Genomic DNA, 22,121 nt, shown 5'->3' with positions numbered 1-22,121 from the left:
CTTTTCGCAACCAACACTTAACCCAAATGTCACATTGATGCGCCAGCATGGGGCCACATTTTTCGTGAGGCCCCGCACATGCAAACCGTTATCCGCGTCGAGAAACTGAGCAAAACGTTCCACCACAGCAAGGCGCTGCATGCCGTTGATCTGACCGTCCAGCAGGGCGAAATGGTGGCATTGCTGGGGCCTTCCGGCTCGGGTAAATCCACCCTGCTGCGCCACCTGAGCGGCCTGATTACCTGCGATAACACGCCTGAAAGCCACGTCGAGCTGCTGGGCAACACCGTGCAGCGCGCGGGCCGCCTGGCGCGCGACATCCGCAAAAGCCGCGCCCAGACGGGCTACATCTTCCAGCAGTTCAACCTGGTGAACCGCCTGACGGTGCTGGAAAACGTGCTGGTTGGCGCGCTCGGCAGCACCCCGTTCTGGCGCACCTGCCTGCGCTGGTTTTCCCCTTCCCAGAAGCAGGAAGCCTTACGGGCGCTGACCCGCGTCGGCATGGCGCATTTCGCCCACCAGCGCGTCTCTACCCTGTCCGGCGGGCAGCAGCAGCGCGTGGCGATTGCCCGCGCGCTGATGCAAAAAGCCAAAGTGATTCTGGCCGACGAACCCATCGCCTCGCTGGACCCGGAGTCGGCGCGCATCGTGATGGAGACACTGCGCGACATCAACCAGAACGACGGCATCACCGTCGTCGTCACGCTGCACCAGGTGGATTACGCCCTGCGCTACTGCGAGCGCATCGTCGCGCTGCGACAGGGGCACGTGTTCTTCGACGGCGCAAGCCATCAGTTTGATAACGAACGTTTTGACCATCTCTACCGCAGCATGAATCGCGTCGAAGAGAACGCGCAGGCTGCTTAACGGCCCCACTACGAGGAATGGAAATGAGCTATAAAACGGTTGCCGCGCTGGCTTTCACCAGCATGTTCAGCATCAGCACTCTGCTCAGCCCGGCCTACGCCGAGGAGCAGGAAAAAGCGCTGAACTTCGGCATTATTTCGACGGAATCACAGCAAAACCTGAAGCCGCAGTGGGAACCGTTCCTGAAGGATATGGAAACCAGGCTCGGCATCAAAGTGAATGCCTTCTTCGCCCCGGACTACGCGGGCATTATCCAGGGGATGCGCTTTAACAAGGTGGACATCGCCTGGTACGGCAACCTGTCGGCGATGGAAGCGGTAGACCGCGCCAACGGCCAGGTCTTCGCCCAGACCGTTGCGGCGGACGGCTCCCCGGGCTACTGGAGCGTGCTGATCGTCAACAAAGACAGCCCGATCAACAACCTCAACGACATGCTCGCCAAACGCAAGGATCTGACGTTTGGCAACGGCGACCCGAACTCCACCTCCGGCTTCCTCGTCCCTGGCTACTACGTCTTCGCCAAAAACAACGCCTCCGCCAGCGACTTCAAGCGCACGGTGAACGCCAGCCACGAAACCAACGCCCTGGCCGTCGCCAACAAGCAGGTAGACGTGGCGACCAACAACACCGAAAACCTCGACAAGCTGAAAACCTCCGCGCCGGACAAGCTGAAAGAACTGAAGGTGATCTGGAAATCGCCGCTGATCCCGGGCGACCCCATCGTCTGGCGCAAAAACCTCTCTGAAAGCACCAAGGACAAGGTGTACGAGTTCTTTATGAGCTACGGCAAAACGCCGGAAGAGAAGGCGGTGCTGGAGAAGCTCGGCTGGGCGCCGTTCCGCCCGTCAAGCGACCTGCAGCTGGTGCCGATTCGTCAGCTCGCGCTCTTTAAGCAGATGCAGGGCGTCAAGGACAACAAAGGGCTCAAGGAAGAGGAGAAGACCAGCAAAGTCGCTGAAATTCAGGCTCAGCTTGAAGACCTCGACCGCCTGACCGCCGCCCTGAGCGCCATGACCAGCGTGAATAAAGCGGTGCAGTAGTTTCTTTTCTACCCCTCACCCTAACCCTCTCCCCAAAGGGGAGAGGGAATTTGAACCCCCTCGCCCCTTTGGGGAGAGGGTCGGGGTGAGGGGACTAAACCCAAAAGGAGTTACCATGCAAACCATCACCGTCCCACCGCCGAAGCGCAGCTGGTTCTCGCTCGTCAGCTGGGCCATTCTGCTGGCGGTACTCGTCATCTCCTGGAAGGGCGCGGAAATGGACCCGCTGCTGCTGGTCAAAGACGCTGGCAACATGGCGACCTTCGCCGCCGACTTCTTCCCGCCGGACTTCAGCCAGTGGCAGAACTACCTCGGCGAAATGGCGGTCACCCTGCAAATCGCCGTCTGGGGCACCGCGCTCGCCGTCGTGCTCTCCATTCCGTTTGGCCTGATGAGCGCCGAAAACATCGTGCCGTGGTGGATTTATCAGCCGATGCGCCGCCTGATGGATGCCTGCCGCGCCATCAACGAAATGGTCTTCGCCATGCTGTTCGTGGTCGCCGTGGGCCTTGGCCCGTTTGCGGGCGTGATGGCGCTGTTCATCCACACCACCGGCGTGCTCTCCAAGCTGCTCTCCGAGGCGGTGGAAGCCATCGAGCCCGGCCCGGTCGAAGGCATCCGCGCCACCGGGGCCAACAAAATCGAAGAGATCCTCTACGGCGTGCTGCCGCAGGTGATGCCGCTTTTGATCTCCTACTCGCTCTACCGCTTTGAGTCCAACGTTCGCTCGGCAACCGTCGTCGGCATGGTCGGCGCGGGCGGGATTGGCGTCACCCTGTGGGAAGCGATTCGCGGATTCCAGTTCCAGCAAACCTGCGCCCTGATGGTGCTTATCATCGTCACCGTTAGCCTGCTGGATTTTCTCTCTCAACGCTTGCGTAAGCACTTCATCTAAGCAGCGAGGCTTTGATTGCTATGCACTTATCCAGACATCCGACCAGTTTCCCCACCCGCTGGCAAGAGATCGCGGCGAAGCTCGAAGTTGAGCTGCGCACCCACTACCGCTGCGGCGACTACCTCCCCGCCGAGCAGCAGCTTGCGGATCGCTATGAGGTAAACCGACACACCCTGCGCCGCGCCATCGATCAGCTGGTCGAGCGCGGCTGGGTGCAGCGCCGCCAGGGCATCGGCGTGCTGGTGCTGATGCGCCCGTTCGACTACCCGCTCAACGCCCAGGCGCGCTTTAGCCAGAACCTGCTCGACCAGGGCAGCCATCCCACCAGCGAAAAGCTGCTGTCGGTGCTGCGCCCCGCCTCCAGCCACGTTGCCGACGCGCTGGGGATTGCCGAAGGCGAGAACGTTGCCCACCTGCGCACCCTGCGCCGGGTGAACGGCGTGGCGGTGTGCCAGATCGACCACTACTTCGCGGACCTCAGCCTCTGGCCGGTGCTGCAGCGCTTCGCCAGCGGCTCCCTGCACGACTTCCTGCAGGACGCCACGGGCATTGCGCTAAAACGTACCCAGACCCGCATCAGCGCCCGCCGCGCGCAGGCCAAAGAGAGCAAGGTGCTGGAAATCCCCAACATGGCGCCCCTGCTCTGCGTACGCACCCTCAACCACCGCGACGGCGAGATCAACGCCACGGAATACTCCGTCAGCCTGACCCGCGCCGACATGATTGAATTTACGATGGAGCACTGAATGCACTTCGATACCTCCACCCGACAGCGCTGGATGCGCGCCCTGGCCCACAGCCAGCCCGCCGCCCTGCTGGCGCGGATGAACGCGCTTAGCCTGACGCCGGATTACGAAACGATCCGCGCGCCGGAGATCGGCCTCGTCCAGCTGCAGGCCCGCATGGGCGGCACCGGCGAACGCTTCTTCGCGGGCGATGCCACCTTGACCCGCGCGGTGGTTCGCCTGAGCAGCGGCACGCTGGGCTACGGCTACGTGCTGGGCCGGGACAAAGCGCACGCCGAGCGCTGCGCGGCGATCGACGCCCTGCTGCAGGAACAGCCCCATTTTCAGACACTGATGGAAACCCTGATCGCCCCGCTGGAAGCCGACCGCGCCGCGCGCATTGCCGCGCGTCAGGCCGAGGTGAACGCCAGCCGGGTCGACTTCTTTACGCTCGTTCGCGGAGACAACGCATGACGCTTCAACCCGCTTTTACCCTGGCCGTCCAGGATGCCCAACAGAGTTTTCGCCGCCTGCTGAAGGCCATGAGCGAGCCGGGCGTCATCGTCTCGCTGCACCCGCTCCCGCAGGGCTGGCTGCCGCTGAACGTCGCCACCACCAGCGTGCTGCTGACGCTGGCCGATAACGACACCCCGGTGTGGCTCTCCGGCGCGATGGCGAACGATATCGCCCGCCAGAACCTGCGCTTTCACACCAGCGCGCCGCTGGTCGAGCAGCCCCAGCAGGCGCTGTTTGCCGTCGCCGACGAGCAGATTAGCCGCGAGCAGCTCAACGCCCTAAGCGAAGGCACTGCCGTTGCCCCAGAAACCAGCGCCACGCTGATTTTGCAGGTCTCCAGCCTGAGCGGCGGCCGCATGCTGCGCCTGACCGGCGCGGGCATCGCCGACGAACGCATGGTCGCGCCGCAGCTGCCGGAGTGCATCATTCATGAGCTGACCGAGCGCCCGCACCCGTTCCCGCTCGGCATTGACCTGGTCCTGACCTGCGGCGAACGCCTGCTGGCCATCCCAAGAACCACCCACGTGGAGGTGTGCTGATGTACGTCGCCGTTAAAGGGGGCGAGAAGGCGATTGCCGCCGCCCACGCGCTGCAGGAAAACAGACGCCGGGGCGATGAACGGCTCCCCGAGCTGAGCGTCGCGCAGATCGAACAGCAGCTTAACCTCGCCGTCGATCGCGTGATGACCGAAGGCGGCATCGCCGACCGCGAGCTGGCGGCGCTGGCGCTCAAGCAGGCCAGCGGCGATAACGTCGAAGCGATCTTCCTGCTGCGCGCGTATCGCACCACGCTGGCGAAGCTGGCGGTGAGCGAGCCGGTTAACACCGCCGACATGCGCCTTGAGCGCCGCATATCGGCGATCTACAAAGACATTCCCGGCGGCCAGCTGCTTGGCCCGACCTACGACTACACCCACCGCCTGCTGGACTTCACCCTGATGGCGAACGGTGACGCCCCGCCGCTCAGCGCCTCCGACGCCGAACAGGACGCCTCTCCGCACGTCTTTAGCCTGCTGGCAAATCAGGGGCTGGCGAAAGCGGAAGAAGATTCAGGCAGCACGCCGGACGACATCACCCGCACGCCGCCGGTCTACCCGTGCTCGCGCTCGTCGCGCCTGCAGCAGCTGATGCGCGGCGACGAGGGCTACCTGCTGGCGCTGGCTTACTCCACCCAGCGCGGCTACGGGCGTAACCACCCGTTTGCCGCGGAAATCCGCAGCGGCTACATCGACGTGGAAATCGTGCCGGAAGAGCTGGGTTTTGCGGTGAACGTCGGCGAACTGCTGGTCACCGAGTGCGAAATGGTGAACGGCTTCGTCGCGCCGGAGAAGGAAGACCCGCACTTTACCCGCGGCTACGGCCTGACGTTCGGCATGAGCGAGCGCAAGGCGATGGCAATGGCGCTGGTCGACCGCGCGCTCCAGGCACCGGACTACGGCGAGCACGTCGCGGGCCCGGCGCAGGACGAAGAGTTCGTGCTGGCCCACGCGGACAACGTCGAGACGGCGGGCTTTGTCTCGCACCTCAAGCTGCCGCACTACGTCGACTTCCAGGCCGAACTGGAACTGCTGAAACGCCTGCAACGGGAGCGAGCCAATGGCTAACTTAAGCGGCTACAACTTTGCCTATCTGGACGAACAGACCAAACGCATGATCCGCCGCGCTATCCTCAAGGCGGTGGCGATCCCCGGCTATCAGGTGCCGTTTGGCGGCCGCGAAATGCCAATGCCCTACGGCTGGGGCACCGGCGGCATTCAGCTGACCGCCAGCGTCATCGGCGAAGCGGACGTGCTCAAGGTGATTGACCAGGGCGCGGACGACACCACCAACGCGGTGTCGATCCGCAACTTCTTCACCCGCGTGACGGGCGTGAACACCACCGAAAAAACCGAAGACGCGACGCTGATCCAGACCCGCCACCGCATCCCCGAAACGCCGCTCGTCGAGGATCAGATTTTGATTTTCCAGGTGCCGATCCCGGAGCCGCTGCGCTTTATCGAGCCGCGCGAAACCGAAACCCGCACCATGCACGCGCTGGAGGAGTACGGGATCATGCAGGTGAAGCTGTACGAGGACATCGCCCGCTTCGGCCATATCGCCACCACCTACGCCTACCCGGTGAAGGTGAACGGGCGCTACGTGATGGACCCGTCGCCAATCCCGAAATTCGATAACCCGAAGATGGACATGATGCCCGCCCTGCAGCTGTTCGGCGCCGGACGCGAAAAGCGCATCTACGCCGTGCCGCCCTGGACCCGCGTCGAGAGCCTCGATTTTGACGACCACCCGTTTACGGTGCAGGCGTGGGACGAACCGTGCGCCATCTGCGGCTCCACGCACAGCTACCTGGACGAAGTGGTCCTGGACGACACGGGCAAACGGATGTTCGTCTGCTCCGACACCGATTACTGCCGCCAACAGAGCGAGGCCAACAGCCAATGAAACCGCTGCTTTCGGTTAATAACCTGACCCACCTTTACGCGCCGGGCAAAGGCTTTAGCGACGTGTCGTTCGAGCTGTGGCCGGGCGAGGTGCTGGGCATCGTCGGCGAGTCCGGCTCCGGCAAAACCACGCTGCTGAAATCCATCTCCGCGCGCCTCGCGCCGCAGAACGGCGAGATCCTGTATCAGGGACGCTCCCTCTACGGCATAAGCGAGGCCGAGCGCCGCCGCCTGCTGCGCACCGAGTGGGGCGTAGTGCATCAGCACCCGATGGACGGCCTGCGCCGCCAGGTCTCCGCCGGGGGCAACATCGGCGAACGGCTAATGGCCACCGGCGCCCGCCACTACGGCAACATTCGCGACACCGCCCGGCACTGGCTGGAAGAAGTGGAGATCCCCGCCTCGCGCATCGACGACCTGCCGACCACCTTCTCCGGCGGCATGCAGCAGCGATTGCAGATTGCGCGCAACCTGGTGACGCATCCGAAGCTGGTGTTTATGGATGAACCGACGGGCGGGCTGGACGTCTCCGTCCAGGCGCGCCTGCTCGACCTGCTGCGCGGCCTGGTGGTAGAGCTGAACCTTGCGGTGGTGATTGTCACCCACGATCTGGGCGTTGCCCGCCTGCTGGCGGACCGTCTGCTGGTGATGAAGCAGGGCCAGGTGGTGGAAAGTGGGTTAACCGACCGGGTGCTCGACGACCCGCTTCATCCGTACACCCAGCTGCTGGTGTCGTCGGTTTTGCAGAACTAAGAGGCCAACATGATCCACGTACAAAACGTCAGTAAAACCTTTGTGCTCCATCAGCAAAACGGCGTGCGCCTGCCCGTCCTGCAAAACGCCTCGCTAGAGGTGAGCAAGGGCGAATGCGTGGTGCTGCACGGCCACTCCGGCAGCGGCAAATCCACCCTGCTGCGCTCGCTGTACGCCAACTACCTGCCCGATGAGGGCCATATCCACGTCCGCCACGGCGACGAGTGGGTGGATCTGGTTCAGGCTCCGGCGCGCAAGGTGCTGGACGTGCGCCGCTCGACGATCGGCTGGGTCAGCCAGTTCCTGCGGGTGATCCCGCGGATCTCCGCCCTGGACGTGGTGATGCAGCCGTTGCTGGATCTCGGCGTGCCGCGCGAGACCTGCGCCGCCAAAGCCGCCAGCCTGCTGACGCGCCTGAACGTGCCGGAACGCCTGTGGCACCTGGCCCCCTCGACCTTCTCCGGCGGCGAGCAGCAGCGCGTCAACATCGCCCGCGGGTTTATCGTCGACTACCCGATTTTACTGCTCGATGAACCCACCGCCTCGCTGGACGCCAAAAATAGCGCGGCGGTCGTTGAGCTGATCGAACAGGCCAAAGCGCGCGGCGCGGCGATCGTCGGGATCTTCCACGACGAAGCCGTGCGCGAGCGCGTGGCGGACAGGCTGCACCCGATGGGGAATAACGCATGATTATCAATAACGTCAGGCTGGTGCTGGAAAACGAGGTCGTGGGCGGGTCGATTGAGATCCATGACGGCGTCATCCGCGCGTTTGCCGAAACCCAAAGCCGCGCCCCCGAGGCGATGGACGGCGAAGGCGGCTGGCTGCTGCCGGGGCTGATCGAGCTGCATACCGATAACCTGGACAAGTTCTTCACCCCGCGCCCGAAGGTGGACTGGCCCGCCCATTCGGCGATGAGCAGCCACGACGCGCTGATGGTCGCCAGCGGTATTACCACCGTGCTGGACGCGGTGGCGATTGGCGACGTGCGCGACGGCGGCGACCGGCTGGAGAATCTGGAGAAGATGATCAACGCCGTGGAGGAGACGCAAAAGCGCGGCCTCAACCGCGCCGAACACCGCCTGCACCTGCGCTGCGAGCTGCCGCACCACACCACCCTGCCGCTGTTTGAAAAGCTGGTCAGCCGCGAGCCGGTCTCGCTGGTCTCCCTGATGGATCACTCCCCCGGCCAGCGCCAGTTCGCCAACATTGAGAAGTACCGCGAGTACTATCAGGGCAAATATTCCCTTAGCGACGCGGAGATGGCGCGCTACGAGGAAGAACAGCTGGCCCTTGCCGCCCGCTGGTCGCAGCCCAACCGCCTGTCGATTGCCGCGATGTGCCGCGACCGCAACATTGCGCTGGCCAGCCACGACGACGCCACGCACGATCACGTGCGCGAATCCCACCAGCTTGGCAGCGTGATCGCCGAATTTCCCACCACGTTAGACGCGGCTGAGGCCTCGCGCCAGCACGGCATGAACGTGCTGATGGGCGCGCCGAATATCGTGCGCGGCGGATCGCACTCAGGCAACGTGGCGGCAAGCAGGCTCGCCTCGCTCGGCCTGCTGGATATTCTCTCGTCCGATTACTATCCGGCGAGCCTGCTGGACGCGGCGTTCCGCGTGGCGGACGACGAGGGCAACGGCTTTACGCTGCCGCAGGCAATTCGCCTGGTGACGAAAAACCCGGCGAACGCACTCAATCTGCACGATCGCGGCGAGATTGCCGAGGGGAAACGGGCCGACCTGGTGCTGGCCCACCGCAGGGGCGATCACGTGCATATCGACCACGTCTGGCGTCAGGGAAAGCGGGTGTTCTGATGGGAAGATTAATCTGGTTAATGGGGCCTTCGGGCTCCGGAAAGGACAGCCTGCTGTCGGCGCTGCGCCAGCAGGAGCATACGCAGCTGCTGGTGGCGCACCGCTACATCACTCGCGCCGCCAACGCCGGGAGCGAAAACCATATCGCCCTGAGCGAGCAGGAGTTTTTCACCCGCGCCGGGCAAAACCTGCTGGCGCTCAGCTGGCACGCCAACGGCTTTTACTATGGCGTCGGCATCGAGATCGACCTGTGGCTGCACGCGGGCTTTGACGTGCTGGTCAACGGCTCGCGGGCGCATCTTCCGCAGGCGCGCGCGCGCTACGAAGCGGCGCTGCTGCCCGTTTGTCTCGAAGTGTCGCCGGATGTTCTGCGAAGCAGGCTGCAAAGCCGCGGGCGCGAGTCTGCCCGGGAAATCGATCAGCGCCTGGAACGCGCCGCGCGCTATACCCCGTCGGACTGTCATATCCTCAATAACGACGGAAGTTTGCTACAGTCGGTTGAACGCTTTTTATCGCTTATCCGCCAGAAGGAAAAACAGCATGCCTGAGTGTGTACTTCGTCCCGCCACCGCCGACGACGCGCGGGTCGTCTATGGCCTGATCTGCGAGCTTAAGCAGGCCGAGTTCGATCGCGAGGCGTTTCGCGCCGGGTTCCTCGCCAACCTTCAGGATCGCAACATGCGCTATCAGCTCGCCGGGCTGAACGGCGAGATCGTCGGCATGATCGGCCTGCACCTGCAGTTTCACCTGCACCACGCGCGCTGGATCGGCGAGATCCAGGAGCTGGTGGTCATGCCGCAGGCGCGCGGCCTGAAGGTGGGCAGCCAGCTCCTGGCCTGGGCGGAGGACGCGGCGCGGCAGGCAGGCGCGGAGCTGACGGAGCTGTCCACCAGCGTGAAGCGCGTGGACGCGCACCGTTTTTATCTGCGTGAAGGGTACGCGCAGAGCCATTTCAGGTTCACCAAACCGCTGTAGAGGTGCGCTATGAGTCTGACGATCACGCTAACGGGCACCGGTGGCGCGCAGCTGGTGCCGGTTTTCGGGTGCGACTGCGCGGCGTGCCGCCGGGCGCGCCTGCAGGAAAATTATCGCCGCCGCCCGTGCAGCGCGGCGGTCAAATTCAACGACGCGGTGACCCTGCTGGACGCGGGCATTCCGCACCTGATGGACGACTGGCCCGCGGGCAGCTTCCAGCAGTTTTTACTCACCCACTACCATATGGACCACGTGCAGGGGCTGTTTCCCCTGCGCTGGGGCGTGGGCGCGACGATCCCGGTATACGGCCCGCCGGACGAGGCAGGCTGTGACGACCTGTTTAAGCATCCGGGGATTCTGGATTTTAGCCATACGGTCGAGCCGTTTGTGGCGTTTGAACTTCAGGGGATGCGGGTTACGCCGCTGCCGCTCAACCACTCGAAGCTAACCTTCGGCTACCTGCTGGAAAGCGCCCACAGCCGCGTGGCCTGGCTCTCCGATACCGCCGGGCTGCCGGACAAAACGGTGAAATTCCTGCTTAACCACCGCCCGCAGGCAATGATTATCGACTGTAGCCACGAACCGCGTGACGAGACGCCGCGCAACCACAGTGATTTGAACACCGTGATTGCGCAAAACGAGACGATCGGCTGTCCACAGGTGGTCCTGACCCATATCAGCCATCAGTTTGACGTGTGGATGATGGATAACCCGCTTCCGAACGGCATTGAGGCGGGGTATGACGGGATGATATTAGCGCTGGATTAGGTTTTCTCCCTCTCCCCGTGGGAGAGGGCCGGGGTGAGGGCATCAGGCCGCACGTGCTCAACGATCGTAATCGTCTTCCAATCTGCGCTCATCTTCCTCTAAACGCCGCCTATCGTCGTCCAGCTGGCGCTGACGTTCGTCCAGACGGCGGCGTCTGTCTTCAAGCTGCCGACGACGATCGTCGTACTGACGGCTGTCGATTTGACGGCTGCGATCGTAGCGATCGTCATCATCATTGCTCCGGCTGCTGCCGGGATTATAGGCATCGTTGATCGCCTGCTGGATGTTACCAATGGCATCATCAACAATATCGGCATGAGCCAGCTGGCTGGTGAGCGACAGCAGGCCAAATAACAGAGCGGTAGAGTAACGTTTCATAAAGCCAGTCTCGCAGGTTGACTGGCTTCACGGTAATCAACGGCAGGGAGCTGAGGTAGCGGAGGAATCTCAAATTCTGTTGTGAACAACCCTCATCAGGCTTCAGGCATTTCCATTGAGCGGATCGCAAAAAAGTCCTGTGAGATACCCGCTCCTTTGTCCACCGTCTGCAGGTCGTGTACAAACCATGCGTACATTTCTGGCGGTGCGGTATCCAGGGGTAATGGCCGGGGTTTACCGAGGTTTGCCGCGTGGAAGTATTCCAGAAAACGCTTCGCACGCCGCAGCGCGGGTCCATATACGTTCGGAACGATATCCCTGCGTTTGTCCATGGGGTCCTGTTCCATACTGTTTCGCATCCTGATGGCGGCATCCTTCACGTCATCAAGCCAGCCCCAGTTTTGCTGCAATACGGCCAGTTCATTTGCATACTGCCCGGCGGTCTCTTTCGCCTCCTGCGTGATGCCTGCAAATCCCGCAGATGCGCCAGCAGAGGCCAGCACATCGCCGCGCTGTTTTTCATATTTCATGCATTCCGTTCGGTACTGATAGTACTGACGGCCCAGCCAGTCGATATAGCTGTCCAGATGACGGTTCTGGCATGCGGTGCTTAATGAAGTAAAGGGCAGCGCGCTCTGGTACGCCTCTGCCCACTCCAGGACGGACTGGTTTTTAACGTTGTCCTGGACGATGAAATACTCGGCAACAACGGGGTTGCTTTCATTTAACGATTGAAAATCAGGGAAAGGCACGCCCGCCATGGTCGCCTCACGGTACATCCTGTGGAGCGCCACGCGACAAAGCTCCGCACTGGGCTTCTGTTCATCCGGTTTCAGGCCCCCGCCGATATCCTCCGCGCATCCGGGATAGAGTTCTTCCTTGTGCGCCGGGTTATTGCCGGTGCGGTACAGGCAGCGCCAGACGCGGGTTTCATGGGCGGCAACCAGATGCAGGCTTTTCTTTACCGACTCAGGCAAGGGGGTGTCCTGGTCGATGGACTTGTCTCCCAGCAACACGCCAATCCCTTTTATCGGCCCGCCAAACGCAGAGATAAAGTAATCCACGCCGTTGTTGTTGCTGGCCGACGTGCGTCGCGAGCAGTCAAACAGGCCGGTAAAGACGATATCAACGGGTATGCCCTGGTAGGTGTATTTATCCCCCTCTTTCTTACAGATATCTTTCAGCAGACTGTCCAGGAATTTACGTGCCAGGGTAGCGCCGAGGTCAAAACCGAAAAGGGAGACAGAAATCAGTTTGATTGGGACCGGGCTGGCTGATTTTGCCCTCTCATAAAATCGCTCAAAGCGCATTTTCGACGAGGCGATACGTGTATCAACGCCTGTTACCAGCATATCTGCGACAGCAGGGTTATCACGAATCCAGGGGGTAGCTTCGATGCTGGCTTTTTTAAGTACATTTGTTGCTATATTTTTCCCCAGTTTTCTCCACTCTGCGGGTTTAAGCAGCTTTGCACCTTCGTTTTTCAGGATTTCATACCAGTTTCCGCCTTTCAATAATTCTCCGCCTGCTTCCTTCGCCATTTCAGCAGGCTGAGATTTGAGATCATCCTGCACATTACTTCTGGCGCCATCTATTAATGCAGTGAGTTTGGTAGAAAGATCCTCGTTAAAGGGTGTGCCAAGGCCTGATATGTAGAATTTTGAAAAACATTCTTTACTCGAATTTTGTAGCTCATCAGGAAAAGCTCTGAACAGACGAGCAATATTACTGAGTCGTTGCTCTGGCGCATCCTGTTCAATATTCCTGTGAATACCATCGAAAAAGAAACCCACATGCCAGATGCGTGAACAATTGTGTATGCCGTAATCTTCAGCCTGCTGTGCCCGGTTTGCCGCAGAAATGAGGCTTTCTATATCCATTAGTTATTGTCCATTGTATTTAAGTGTGCTGCTTCTGGCCGTTTTTCATAAGGAGACCATGCGTTATCACTCCATCCCAAAAGGACTTTATCGCCCGGCAGAAAATGAACGTGTAAATCATTTTCGCCTTTTTTTCGTTGTGGCAGTGGCATTGTCAGTCGATGAACTTCTGTTCGTACACCAGCCTTGTATTGAGCCAGGGTGTAATCGACGGTCCAGATAATTTCAGCTTTATTCCCGTTAATGCTGCCGCAGCAGGTTGCTCCACCGCCACCATAAGCAAATGCATTTGCCCCCGCCACGCCGTTTACGCTAAACCCTCTTATTGGCCTGTCAATTTCACTGTGAATAATCAGCGTCACCGGACCTGACGGCGGTCCCCAGACCGCAGCCCATACCGACCAGCCAAGATAAATCACCACCGGCAGTATCAGTGCACCCCAGAGCCACTTTCCCCAGCGGGCATAACCGCGATTCACGGCGCTGTCTATTTTTTGATATTTACCGAACCATCCCATTATTTTGTTTCCCTGTTATTAGCATTCTCCTGATGCGTTTCATAAGGCGACCATGCGTTATCACTCCATCCCAACAGGACTTTATCGCCCGGCAGAAAATGAACGTGTAAATCATTTTCGCCCTGCTTCCGTACTGGCATGGGCATTTCTGTACGACGAGTTTCTTTACGAAGTCCGGCGTTGTATTGATCTCGCGTCGTACTTAGAGTCCATATTATTTCGGCAGTATCACCGCTAATACTGCCGCAGCAGGTGGCTTTACCCCCGCCATGCGCAAAGGCATTCGCCCCCGCCACGCCATTTACGCTAAACCCCAGGATAGGCCTGTCAATTTCACTGTGAATAATCAGCGTTACCGGCCCTGACGGTGGCCCCCAGACCGCAGCCCACACCGACCAGCCAACATAAATCACCACCGGCAGTATCAGTGCACCCCAAATCCATTTCCCCCAGCGGGCATAACCCCGGTTAACCGCACCATCTATTTTTTTATACACGCTGAAAAATCCCATGATGCATTTTCATCCCTGATGTTGAACGTTATTTCTTATGGCTTGCTCCAGCGAGACTTTCCCCTGAGCCACATTTTCCAATGCAGATTGCATATTCTCTGACGCCAGAATTTTTTTACCACCATTGAGATAAAAAAGGGCATACAGCTTTTGCTCTGTGCCCGCTTTCATTTTCGCCTTGCAGGCTTTGTTCAGCGCTTTTTTGACCATATCTCTTTGTACACACGGAGCAAAATGCTGGCTGGAGGGCAATTTTTGCCAGGCGGTTAATACGCTGGTGACAACCGGTTCATCCGAGATGTATTGCCATTCTTCTTTATTCAGCCGTATGGCGCTGTCTCTCGCATTTATTACCAGTGAAGGTGGAATATTTACAGGATGCCATCCATTTTTTTCAGGTGCCCACCACTGTGAAACACCTCTGAATAACATACTGTGCCATTCCCGGTCATTACGGCTTGCCAGCAAACTCATCACATCCCGCGTATAAAAACGCACTAAAGCCGCTGCTCCATCGGGCGAAATAAGTGTGCATGCCGCAGAAAGCTGAACGGCTAATGCCTCTCCTGTGCGTGAAGAGGCGATAACAGCGGTTAAACCCGGTGTGGAATCAATATAATGCTGTAGCGTCTCCGTATTTTTTAACGCGAGCAGCCAGGGGCCATAGTTTCTGATCTCAGCAAGCTGCGGATGGAGATACAGCGAATACAGAGCCGATACATGTTCGTTATAAAAAGCCTGAAAAGCTTCCGGTGTTTGCGCACCGCCTTCCAGCATCAGAAAGATATGAGTGTGAGTGGATTCAGATAGCGCCTGCATCATATTTGCGACATCCATTGACTACGCTCCCTGAACCATAGCGCCGTTAGCTTTGATGGCATTGAGGAGACACTCAATGCATATTGTGCTATTAAGCAGTGGATATTGACCCGGAAGAAGCGGAATGCTTAACGGCATTGTGGCTGGTCCGGCTTTCATGGTCCTCTTAGTCCGACGCATATACGTCGCCGTCGTGCCGTACTCGACTTTTCCCGCCTCCAGCCGCAGGTAGCTCCCGCCGCCGATAAGCGTGATGCGCTTTTTCCCCGCAAACGAGATGTCGCTCGCCGAGCTTATCGTCAGCTTCTTCTCTGCAAACAGCCTCATATTGCCGTTCTGCGCCTGCACCTCCACCGGGCCCTCGCTGGCCTTCAGGCTCAGTTGTCCGGTGCGGGCAAACAGACCGAGCTTTTCTCCGGCGAGGGCGGTCATGTTACCCATGACGCCAGTGCTGATATCCCCTCCGGCGTTAATAGCGACGTTTTTGGTTGCAGCCAGTTGCAGATGCTCCCCGCTGGTCAGCGCCATCCCTTCCGGGGCGGACATCAGCAGCGCCTCGTTGAGCGGCTTCAGCCGCTGCGCAAACATCTGTATCTGGCCGTCAACGTCCGCCTTCAGCGCCTGCGCCTGTTCTGCCGCCATTTCCAGTTGCTGCAACTTGTTGTTCACCGGCGTGCGCAGAACGTTGCAGGTGTGATTGTCGCGGGTGACGGGCTCCTGGTGTTCAGAGTCGTGCAGCACATACGCGATGTACAGAAGGTCGATGTCGCCGCATCGGTAGGCAACCGCCACTTCGGTGCCGTCGGTGAGCGGCGTGTGCCAGCCCAGCGTGCACCGGCGCAGGCTTCGCCATCCGCAGCCACAGCCCGGCTCCGTGCCTTCGCGATCGAAGTCCAGCTTCACCCACCAGCCCCTAGCACAAAAGGTTATTTATTTAACTCAAAGGAGTCGTAACCATTTTGTCCAGGGTAGAAAAGATAATGTTTTTCATTATAAACATATTCAATACTATCAGAAGCCCCCAAGTCTGAGGTACCATAAAACATAGATGGTTTAAATATAACACGTTGATTTTCATCATAGAGGATAAAATAGTAGTTTTCGTTTTGTAGATACTTGTAAAATGAATACGGTGACATGACTTTTGTTCTATATACTACCGCTGTGTATTTCTTATCAGGGCTGATATGCGAGAAAACTTCATCACGATCACTCACGAACAATGTTGATGGCAAAAATACCCATATCATAAACAGGATAGCGATAATACCTAAAGCTTTCAGTCCCATAACTTTATCACCTTTTTGTGAGGTAATGGCTCAGTCCAGTACACATCTGAGAAAACAATGTAATCTCCTCCAGTTTTATGTTTTTCCTGCCATTTTCGGAAATCTTCATTAAACACCGGAACAAACCCTGAAAATTGGCGGGCCAGATGTCCCCAGAACTCTGACAAATAAGATGATATATACACAGATGATTCCGCCTTACTTAAAATTCGATCTTTACTCCAAATACCTAAGGGTTCAGGATATCCATCATCAATAAAGTCGTATGTATCTTTCAAATAATAGCCAACCGATTCAACAATAAAGAATGCACCCTCATTACGGTTTTCAGTATTCCCACGAACACAAACTTTTAAGTTTGCATTTCCTATAGCTCCATACCACTCATTAATCGTATCTGTTTTTTTTCCTATTAATGTTACATTAACTTGTGCTGTATCTTCCAGTTCTCTGATGTCATCAGTGTAACCAATTGATATCTTATTTTTTAGATAATCACCTTTTTGGGAAAGCCTCTTTTTTAGCAACACTCTACCTTTTGGGCTATCCCATGTATTACTTAAGAACTCGATGCCTTTAATTACTTGTTCATACTGAATGGCCCATGTCATTTTTACAATATCACAATTGACTACACCATCAGGAATATCCTGTGCCTTTCCATTCTGATATTGATCTTTAGACTTGACGGTAAAAGCCAACGCTGGTTTTGCATTAAACCAATGCCTCATTAATTCTGCAGCTACCGGCCATTTCATTTTATCCATAGCATCCGGGATCATGTCGATATGAAAAAATTCCACTTCGACCTTTTGTTCCTGTTTTTCTTTATCGTCAGATGTTGTCGTCGTTGCCTGAGCCATTAACGTGTCCCTGCCCTTATCTGGAATACATAATCGAGCGCTACCGGCTCCTCTTTATCCGAGTTCACGGCATTCGTTAGTGAAGAGTATGTGGTTGCCTGGATCGCGCCTGTGGATGTGCTGAGCTGATATGCAAACTCCATATCTTCAGACCCTGTCAAGGAATCTATGACTCTGAAGCATGCCGTATTTGGGCCACATGATAAATTTGGCAATGGCGCGGGCATTTCAACCGGTCCCTGTTCGAGGGTACTGCTTCCCGCCGCCATCGTCCTTTTCACCCTGCGCAGATACATCGCCGTCGTGCCATACTCGATTTTTCCGGCCTCCAGGCGCAGGTAGCTTCCGCCGCCGATAAGCGTGATGCGCTTTTTCCCCGCAAACGAGATGTCGCTCGCCGAACTCACCGTCAGCTTCTTCTCTGCGAACAGCCGCATACTGGCATTCTGCGCCTGCACCTCCACCGGGCCCTCACTGGCCTTCAGGCTCAGCTGCCCGGTGCGCGCGAACAGTCCGAGCTTTTCTCCGGCGAGGGCGGTCATGTTACCCATGACGCCAGTGCTGATATCCCCTCCGGCGTTAATAGCGACGTTTTTGGTTGCAGCCAGTTGCAGATGCTCCCCGCTGGTCAGCGCCATCCCTTCCGGGGCGGACATCAGCAGCGCTTCATTGAGCGGCTTCAGCCGCTGCGCAAACATCGCTATCTGGCTGTCAACGTCCGCCTTCAGGGCCTGCGCCTGTTCTGCCGCCATTTCCAGCTGCTGCAGCTGCTGGTTAAGCCGGTCGATTTCCTGGAGGGCGGCGCTCATGTCCAGGGTCTCGCCCTGCGCCTTTGGCTGTGCGTCCGCGCTGACAAACAGCCCCTTCCCGGCGCGGATAACCCCGTGCTCATCGGTGCGCAGCTCGGCACCCGTGCCGCGGCGCTGCCCCTGCGCGTCCACCAGGTGCCCGCTATTCAACTGGGTTTTGCCGTACTCCGTGGCGAGTTTAACGTGCTCCTCCCCGCGCCGGTCCTCCATCCGCAGCTTGTTGTTCGCCGGGGTTCTGAGGATGTTCCGGGTGTGGTTGTCGCGGGTGACGTGGTCAGGGTGTTCGGAGTCGTGCAGGGCATACGCGATGTACGGCAGGTCTATATCGCCGTTGCTGTAGGCAACCGCCACTTCGGTGCCGTCGGTAAGCGGCGTGTGCCAGCCCAGCGTATCGCCTGCGGTCGGCTTCGCCATCCGCAGCCACAGGTAGCCAAAGCCCTGCTCCGTGCCTTCGCGGTCGAAGTCCAGCCTGACCCGGTAGCGCCCGTGCTCGTCCAGGTGCGCGTAAATGTCGTTCTTCTCCCGGCTCTCGACCCGGGCAGGCAGGGTGCCGTGGATTTCAGGGCGCGGGATTTCCGCCGGACGGAAGCAGTAACGTTCGGTGTAGGGCATGCCCCGGACCGACACGTGCAGCCGGAAATCTCTTGCGCCCCGGAAGGTCACGAGCGTAAGAAGGACGCCGTCCTTCAGGGCCGCAATGACGTTCCCCTGCGGCTCCAGCACCTGTCCGGGCGCGAGGCCAGAGGCATTGCTGAACAGGTGCACGCGGGCCGATTTATTCAGCTCCCGCTCGTGGTGGATTCGCGCATAAAACGCCCCGGATTCGGTTTCCGGCTCCGGGCTGGTATCATCGCCAGACTCACGATAAGGTGCCGCGTAGCGGTAGTGCTCCCCGGTAGTGACCGCATCATTACGCACGCTGACCGCCGCATCCATCGGCGTGGCGGCGGTGCGGTAGTTGTAATCCCGCGTGGCGATGGTGTCCGTGACAACCCTGTGCCAGGTCCGCACGTCCCACACCGACTCTGCCGCACCGTCAAACAGCCCCGATGGCTCGCGGTAAGGCAGGCGCACGTCAAACCGGTAGTTAAGCTGGCTGTCGGCGAAGATGTACGTATCCAGACCGCGCTCGTCGTCCATCTCCGTGCGCCAGTAAATGCCCACCTCGGACAGAATGCGCCGGATGAATTCCAGGTCCGTTTCCCGCCACTGGGTGATAATTTCCCGCGGCGGATAGGTGCGCTCCAGCCGGAACGCAAAGTCCGGCCCCTCCAGCCCGTGGCCGCGCAGCACCTGCTCCACCACCTCCGGCACCGACTGGTTCTGAAAAACACGGCACTGCCGCGTGTGCTCCAGCAGGGCCAGGCGGGAGCTGAGCATAAGCCGGTAGTGAGACTGGTCTGCGGTGGTGGAGAGCCATTCCAGGCGGGTGACGATGCCGTGGACGGTTTTGTCGCTGCGCATGCGAAACGACGCATATTTCATCAGCACGTCTTCCGGGACGAGGTTGCCCTGCGGCGTGGTGAACTCGATGTCCCATTTAAACGGCTCGCTCAGCGCCTCCCTGCCGCGAAAGCGCAGGACGTCCGGCTTTACCGGACTGTTATTAATTTCCAGAAAGTAGCGGGTCTGTCCGTCAAAAAGCGCCAGCCAGTTATCCATAACAAAGACCTGATTAAACTTGAGGTTAATCAGGATGGTTGCATGGGGGCATATCTGTGTAAATAGCTGAAACAGGAGTTATATTCTGAAAAAAGGGAGAAATCTCAAATTACCCTCACCTTATGCAGCGCCTGCGCCAGCTGCGCGCGGGTGAACGGTTTACGCAGAAGCTCAACCTCCGGCAGCGGAGGATTATGCACCGGGCGGAGATCCTGGCCGCTGATCAGCAGCACCGCCATCTCGGGGTAATGGGTACGCACCTGATGAACCACCTCCGCGCCGCTCAGGCTGCCCGGGAGCATCAGGTCGCTGATAACTATGCTGATATCCGACGACGCGGCCAGCATATTCAGCGCCTGCTCGCCGCTTTCCGCTTCGAGCGTCAGGTAGCCAAGCTGATGGAGCTGCTCGCACAGCGTCTGGCGAACGTCGGCTTCATCTTCCAGAACCAGCACCAGCTGCTCGCTGTCCGCGAGCGTAGCGGCGACAAGCGCCTCGTCGCGCGGGACGGTCAGCATCGCTGCGCGCGGCAGATGCAGCCGCACGGTCGTACCCTGCCCCGGCGCGCTTTCGATCTCCACGCGCCCGCCGGACTGGCGCACAAAGCCGTACACCATCGACAGGCCTAGCCCGCTGCCGCTCCCGGTCTGCTTGGTGGTGAAGAACGGTTCGAAGACCTGGGATTTTACCTCCTGCGACATCCCGCAGCCGCGATCGATCACCTCCAGCGCCACCATGTCCTGCCTGCGCCCGTCGCTGCGGGTGACGCGCTGGTTCCAGGTGCGGATCTTAATGACGCCGCTTTGCCCTTCCATCGCGTCGCGGGCGTTCATTACCAGGTTGATGATCGCATTTTCCAGCTGGCTGACGTCAATCCACGCGGGCCACGCCGGGGACTGCGCCTCAATCTCCAGCGCGAGGGTCGCGGGCAGGGAGTGGCGCATCAGCTCGCTGAGGTTTTCCAGCAGCGGCTTCATCTCCACGGCGTGCGGGTTCAGGGACTGCTTGCGGGAAAACGCCAGCAGGCGCTGGGTGAGCGTGGCGCCGCGCTCGGCGGCCTTGCGCGCGCGGGTAATGCGCGGCGCGTCCGGCGACTGCGGATCGGTAAGCTCCAGGCTGCCGATAATCACCGCCAAAAGGTTGTTAAAATCATGCGCCAGCCCGCCGGTGAGCTGGCCAACGGCCTTCATCTTCTGGCTGTGGAGCAGCGCCTCTTCCAGCCCCTGGCGCTCAACGCGGTCAATCTCCATCTGGGTGGTTTTTTGCTTCAGCAGCCGCGTGGTGTGTTCCAGCGAGGCGGTATTGCGGGCGAAGACGTTAAACGCGCGCGCCAGCTCGCCCAGCTCGTCGCGCCGCTGCAGCGCGGGGACCGTCACGTCCGGCTCCCCGTGGGCAAGGCGCGACATCGCCCGGGAAATGGCCGTCAGGTTGGTGCCGAGATTTCGGTAGATGTACCAGCAGGCGCAGCCGGTAATGATCAGCGCCAGCAGGGCAAAAACGCTGATAAACACGCTGATGGAGCGCAGCTCCCGGTGGCTCTGGGCCATGCGAAGCCGGGAGGCCTGCGCCACCTGCTCAACGTACTGATTGATATCGCTGTTTAAAATCGCCACCAGCGCCTTGATGTGAAACATATACCAGCTGATCGCCAGCTCGCTCTCTTCCAGCCGGTTGGCCAGCGGCGCGAGCTTGCGCAGCTCGGTGATGAAATCAGGAAGCACCTCGCTCACCGCCGGCTGGAGGCTGCGCGGGGGCAGCGTGGCCGTGACGGCATCCAGCTGCTGAACCGTCGCGCGGGGGGACGGCGTGCCAATCGCGGCAAGGATCAGCCGGTCCATCTCCGCAAGCAGGCGTCCGTCCGGCACGTTGCTGCCGTCGCGGCGGTTAATGTCCTGCAAATGGCGCAGCTCGCTTTGGCTCTGGTAAAGCGAGCTGAGCAGCGCGTTGCGCTCAAGATGGCGCCGCTGCCCGCGCTCCAGCATGCCCGTGACGCTCTGCTGTAATTCATTACTGCGGCGAATAATACGCGCCACCAGCGCTGGCTCCTGTCGCGCCAGCGGCGCGTCGGCAAGCTGCTCCAGCGAGCGGCGCAGCGCCGTCTGGGTCTCCTTCAGCCGCTCCGCTTCCCCCTTGTATTCCAGCGCACCGACCACCTGCGAAAGGCGCACCGCCGCCGTTGCCACATTCGACGTATCGCGCGCGAGGTTCATGCTGCCGTTCATGTCATCCAGCGTTTGCTGCTGTACCTGCTCCTGGATTTGACTGGCATGACGAAAGCCAAGCACCGCCACGCCGCTGACCATTAGCGTAACCGCAACAACCAGCAGATTGAACATCAGCAGGCGGCCGCGGGCGCTGGCGAAGAACGGGGGGCGTGATGGCATGGATTTGGGCTCCTGTGCGGTTTGGTGTCCCCTCACCCTGGCCCTCTCCCCAAAGGGGCGAGGGAATGATTTGCTCCCTCTCCCTTCCAGGGAGAGGGCTGGGGTGAGGGTAAAATGTGATCCACGCGATTTATTCATCACTATGACAAATATGAACGGCTTCTGACATTTTGCATTTACGCGCCTGTGATGAAGTGCAGATATC

23 protein-coding genes and 1 pseudogene are annotated in these 22,121 nt (G+C 59.4%); 14 read left to right on the top strand and 10 right to left on the bottom strand.

Translation table 11 applies throughout. From position 1 onward, the window contains the following. The first annotated feature begins 78 nt into the window (after nt 1-78). The 14 genes from phnC (at nt 79) to phnP (ending at nt 10,802) form a co-directional block, all read left to right on the top strand. Nucleotides 79-867, top strand: a complete 789-nt coding sequence (phnC, locus tag V1599_RS04785) for a phosphonate ABC transporter ATP-binding protein (RefSeq protein ID WP_112013149.1) — start codon at nt 79-81, stop codon at nt 865-867. Between the two features lie 23 nt (nt 868-890). Then, a complete protein-coding gene (gene phnD / locus V1599_RS04780; RefSeq protein ID WP_112013148.1) occupies nt 891-1,907 on the top strand; it encodes a phosphonate ABC transporter substrate-binding protein in 1,017 nt (338 codons plus the stop codon). A gap of 115 nt (nt 1,908-2,022) precedes the next feature. Beyond that, complete coding sequence (gene phnE, locus V1599_RS04775) at nt 2,023-2,802, top strand: phosphonate ABC transporter, permease protein PhnE (RefSeq protein ID WP_395301102.1); 780 nt, start codon at nt 2,023-2,025, stop codon at nt 2,800-2,802. A 20-nt stretch (nt 2,803-2,822) separates the two neighbouring features. Then, nucleotides 2,823-3,548 (top strand): phosphonate metabolism transcriptional regulator PhnF, encoded by a 726-nt coding sequence (gene phnF / locus V1599_RS04770; RefSeq protein ID WP_395301101.1) that lies wholly within the window; start codon nt 2,823-2,825, stop codon nt 3,546-3,548. After that, nucleotides 3,549-4,001, top strand: coding sequence for a phosphonate C-P lyase system protein PhnG (gene phnG / locus V1599_RS04765; protein WP_395301100.1), 453 nt, complete (start codon nt 3,549-3,551; stop codon nt 3,999-4,001). It abuts the gene before it with no gap. Then, nucleotides 3,998-4,582 (top strand): phosphonate C-P lyase system protein PhnH, encoded by a 585-nt coding sequence (phnH, locus tag V1599_RS04760; RefSeq protein WP_112013144.1) that lies wholly within the window; start codon nt 3,998-4,000, stop codon nt 4,580-4,582. The genes phnG and phnH overlap by 4 nt, the downstream gene beginning before the upstream one ends. After that, a complete protein-coding gene (locus V1599_RS04755) occupies nt 4,582-5,646 on the top strand; it encodes a carbon-phosphorus lyase complex subunit PhnI (protein WP_395301099.1) in 1,065 nt (354 codons plus the stop codon). Before phnH ends, V1599_RS04755 begins: the two co-directional genes overlap by 1 nt. Then, nucleotides 5,639-6,484 (top strand): alpha-D-ribose 1-methylphosphonate 5-phosphate C-P-lyase PhnJ, encoded by an 846-nt coding sequence (phnJ, locus tag V1599_RS04750; RefSeq protein WP_112013142.1) that lies wholly within the window; start codon nt 5,639-5,641, stop codon nt 6,482-6,484. Before V1599_RS04755 ends, phnJ begins: the two co-directional genes overlap by 8 nt. Then, nucleotides 6,481-7,236 (top strand): phosphonate C-P lyase system protein PhnK, encoded by a 756-nt coding sequence (gene phnK, locus V1599_RS04745; protein WP_112013141.1) that lies wholly within the window; start codon nt 6,481-6,483, stop codon nt 7,234-7,236. The genes phnJ and phnK overlap by 4 nt, the downstream gene beginning before the upstream one ends. A 9-nt stretch (nt 7,237-7,245) precedes the next feature. Then, nucleotides 7,246-7,926, top strand: a complete 681-nt coding sequence (gene phnL, locus V1599_RS04740) for a phosphonate C-P lyase system protein PhnL (protein WP_112013140.1) — start codon at nt 7,246-7,248, stop codon at nt 7,924-7,926. Further along, a complete protein-coding gene (gene phnM, locus V1599_RS04735; RefSeq protein WP_395301098.1) occupies nt 7,923-9,059 on the top strand; it encodes an alpha-D-ribose 1-methylphosphonate 5-triphosphate diphosphatase in 1,137 nt (378 codons plus the stop codon). The genes phnL and phnM overlap by 4 nt, the downstream gene beginning before the upstream one ends. Continuing rightward, nucleotides 9,056-9,607: a ribose 1,5-bisphosphokinase gene (phnN, locus tag V1599_RS04730; RefSeq protein ID WP_395301560.1), complete on the top strand. Its 552-nt coding sequence runs from the start codon at nt 9,056-9,058 to the stop codon at nt 9,605-9,607. The genes phnM and phnN overlap by 4 nt, the downstream gene beginning before the upstream one ends. Beyond that, nucleotides 9,600-10,034 (top strand): aminoalkylphosphonate N-acetyltransferase, encoded by a 435-nt coding sequence (gene phnO, locus V1599_RS04725; RefSeq protein WP_395301097.1) that lies wholly within the window; start codon nt 9,600-9,602, stop codon nt 10,032-10,034. The genes phnN and phnO overlap by 8 nt, the downstream gene beginning before the upstream one ends. A 9-nt stretch (nt 10,035-10,043) precedes the next feature. Continuing rightward, complete coding sequence (gene phnP, locus V1599_RS04720; protein ID WP_395301096.1) at nt 10,044-10,802, top strand: phosphonate metabolism protein PhnP; 759 nt, start codon at nt 10,044-10,046, stop codon at nt 10,800-10,802. Nucleotides 10,803-10,859: 57 nt separating this feature from the next. Here the strand turns inward: phnP and yjdP are convergent, their stop codons facing one another. The 10 genes and pseudogenes from yjdP to V1599_RS04670 form a co-directional block, all read right to left on the bottom strand. Then, on the bottom strand, nt 10,860-11,180 hold the full coding sequence (gene yjdP / locus V1599_RS04715) for a DDRRRQL repeat protein YjdP (RefSeq protein ID WP_395301095.1): 321 nt from the start codon (nt 11,178-11,180) through the stop codon (nt 10,860-10,862). A gap of 95 nt (nt 11,181-11,275) precedes the next feature. Continuing rightward, a complete protein-coding gene (locus V1599_RS04710; RefSeq protein WP_395301094.1) occupies nt 11,276-13,060 on the bottom strand; it encodes a hypothetical protein in 1,785 nt (594 codons plus the stop codon). Beyond that, the gene (locus tag V1599_RS04705) at nt 13,060-13,578 is read right to left on the bottom strand and encodes a DUF3304 domain-containing protein (RefSeq protein WP_395301093.1); all 519 of its coding nucleotides are present in this window, start codon (nt 13,576-13,578) and stop codon (nt 13,060-13,062) included. Before V1599_RS04705 ends, V1599_RS04710 begins: the two co-directional genes overlap by 1 nt. After that, a complete protein-coding gene (locus V1599_RS04700; RefSeq protein WP_395301092.1) occupies nt 13,578-14,090 on the bottom strand; it encodes a DUF3304 domain-containing protein in 513 nt (170 codons plus the stop codon). The genes V1599_RS04705 and V1599_RS04700 overlap by 1 nt, the downstream gene beginning before the upstream one ends. A 9-nt stretch (nt 14,091-14,099) precedes the next feature. Beyond that, complete coding sequence (locus V1599_RS04695) at nt 14,100-14,927, bottom strand: DUF4123 domain-containing protein (protein WP_395301091.1); 828 nt, start codon at nt 14,925-14,927, stop codon at nt 14,100-14,102. Nucleotides 14,928-14,930: 3 nt separating this feature from the next. After that, nucleotides 14,931-15,812: pseudogene (locus tag V1599_RS04690) on the bottom strand (DUF2345 domain-containing protein); the annotation flags it as partial. Nucleotides 15,813-15,835: 23 nt separating this feature from the next. Next, a complete protein-coding gene (locus V1599_RS04685) occupies nt 15,836-16,198 on the bottom strand; it encodes a DUF6201 family protein (protein WP_395301090.1) in 363 nt (120 codons plus the stop codon). Continuing rightward, nucleotides 16,189-17,061, bottom strand: a complete 873-nt coding sequence (locus V1599_RS04680; protein WP_395301089.1) for a DUF6402 family protein — start codon at nt 17,059-17,061, stop codon at nt 16,189-16,191. The genes V1599_RS04685 and V1599_RS04680 overlap by 10 nt, the downstream gene beginning before the upstream one ends. Next, nucleotides 17,061-19,532: a type VI secretion system Vgr family protein gene (locus V1599_RS04675; RefSeq protein ID WP_395301088.1), complete on the bottom strand. Its 2,472-nt coding sequence runs from the start codon at nt 19,530-19,532 to the stop codon at nt 17,061-17,063. The genes V1599_RS04680 and V1599_RS04675 overlap by 1 nt, the downstream gene beginning before the upstream one ends. A 104-nt stretch (nt 19,533-19,636) precedes the next feature. Next, nucleotides 19,637-21,916 (bottom strand): ATP-binding protein, encoded by a 2,280-nt coding sequence (locus V1599_RS04670; protein WP_395301087.1) that lies wholly within the window; start codon nt 21,914-21,916, stop codon nt 19,637-19,639. Nucleotides 21,917-22,121 lie beyond the last annotated feature (205 nt).

Source organism: Enterobacter sp. ECC-175 (assembly GCF_043968675.1).
Classification (GTDB): domain Bacteria; phylum Pseudomonadota; class Gammaproteobacteria; order Enterobacterales; family Enterobacteriaceae; genus Enterobacter.
This window is presented reverse-complemented; position numbering and strand designations above follow the sequence as displayed.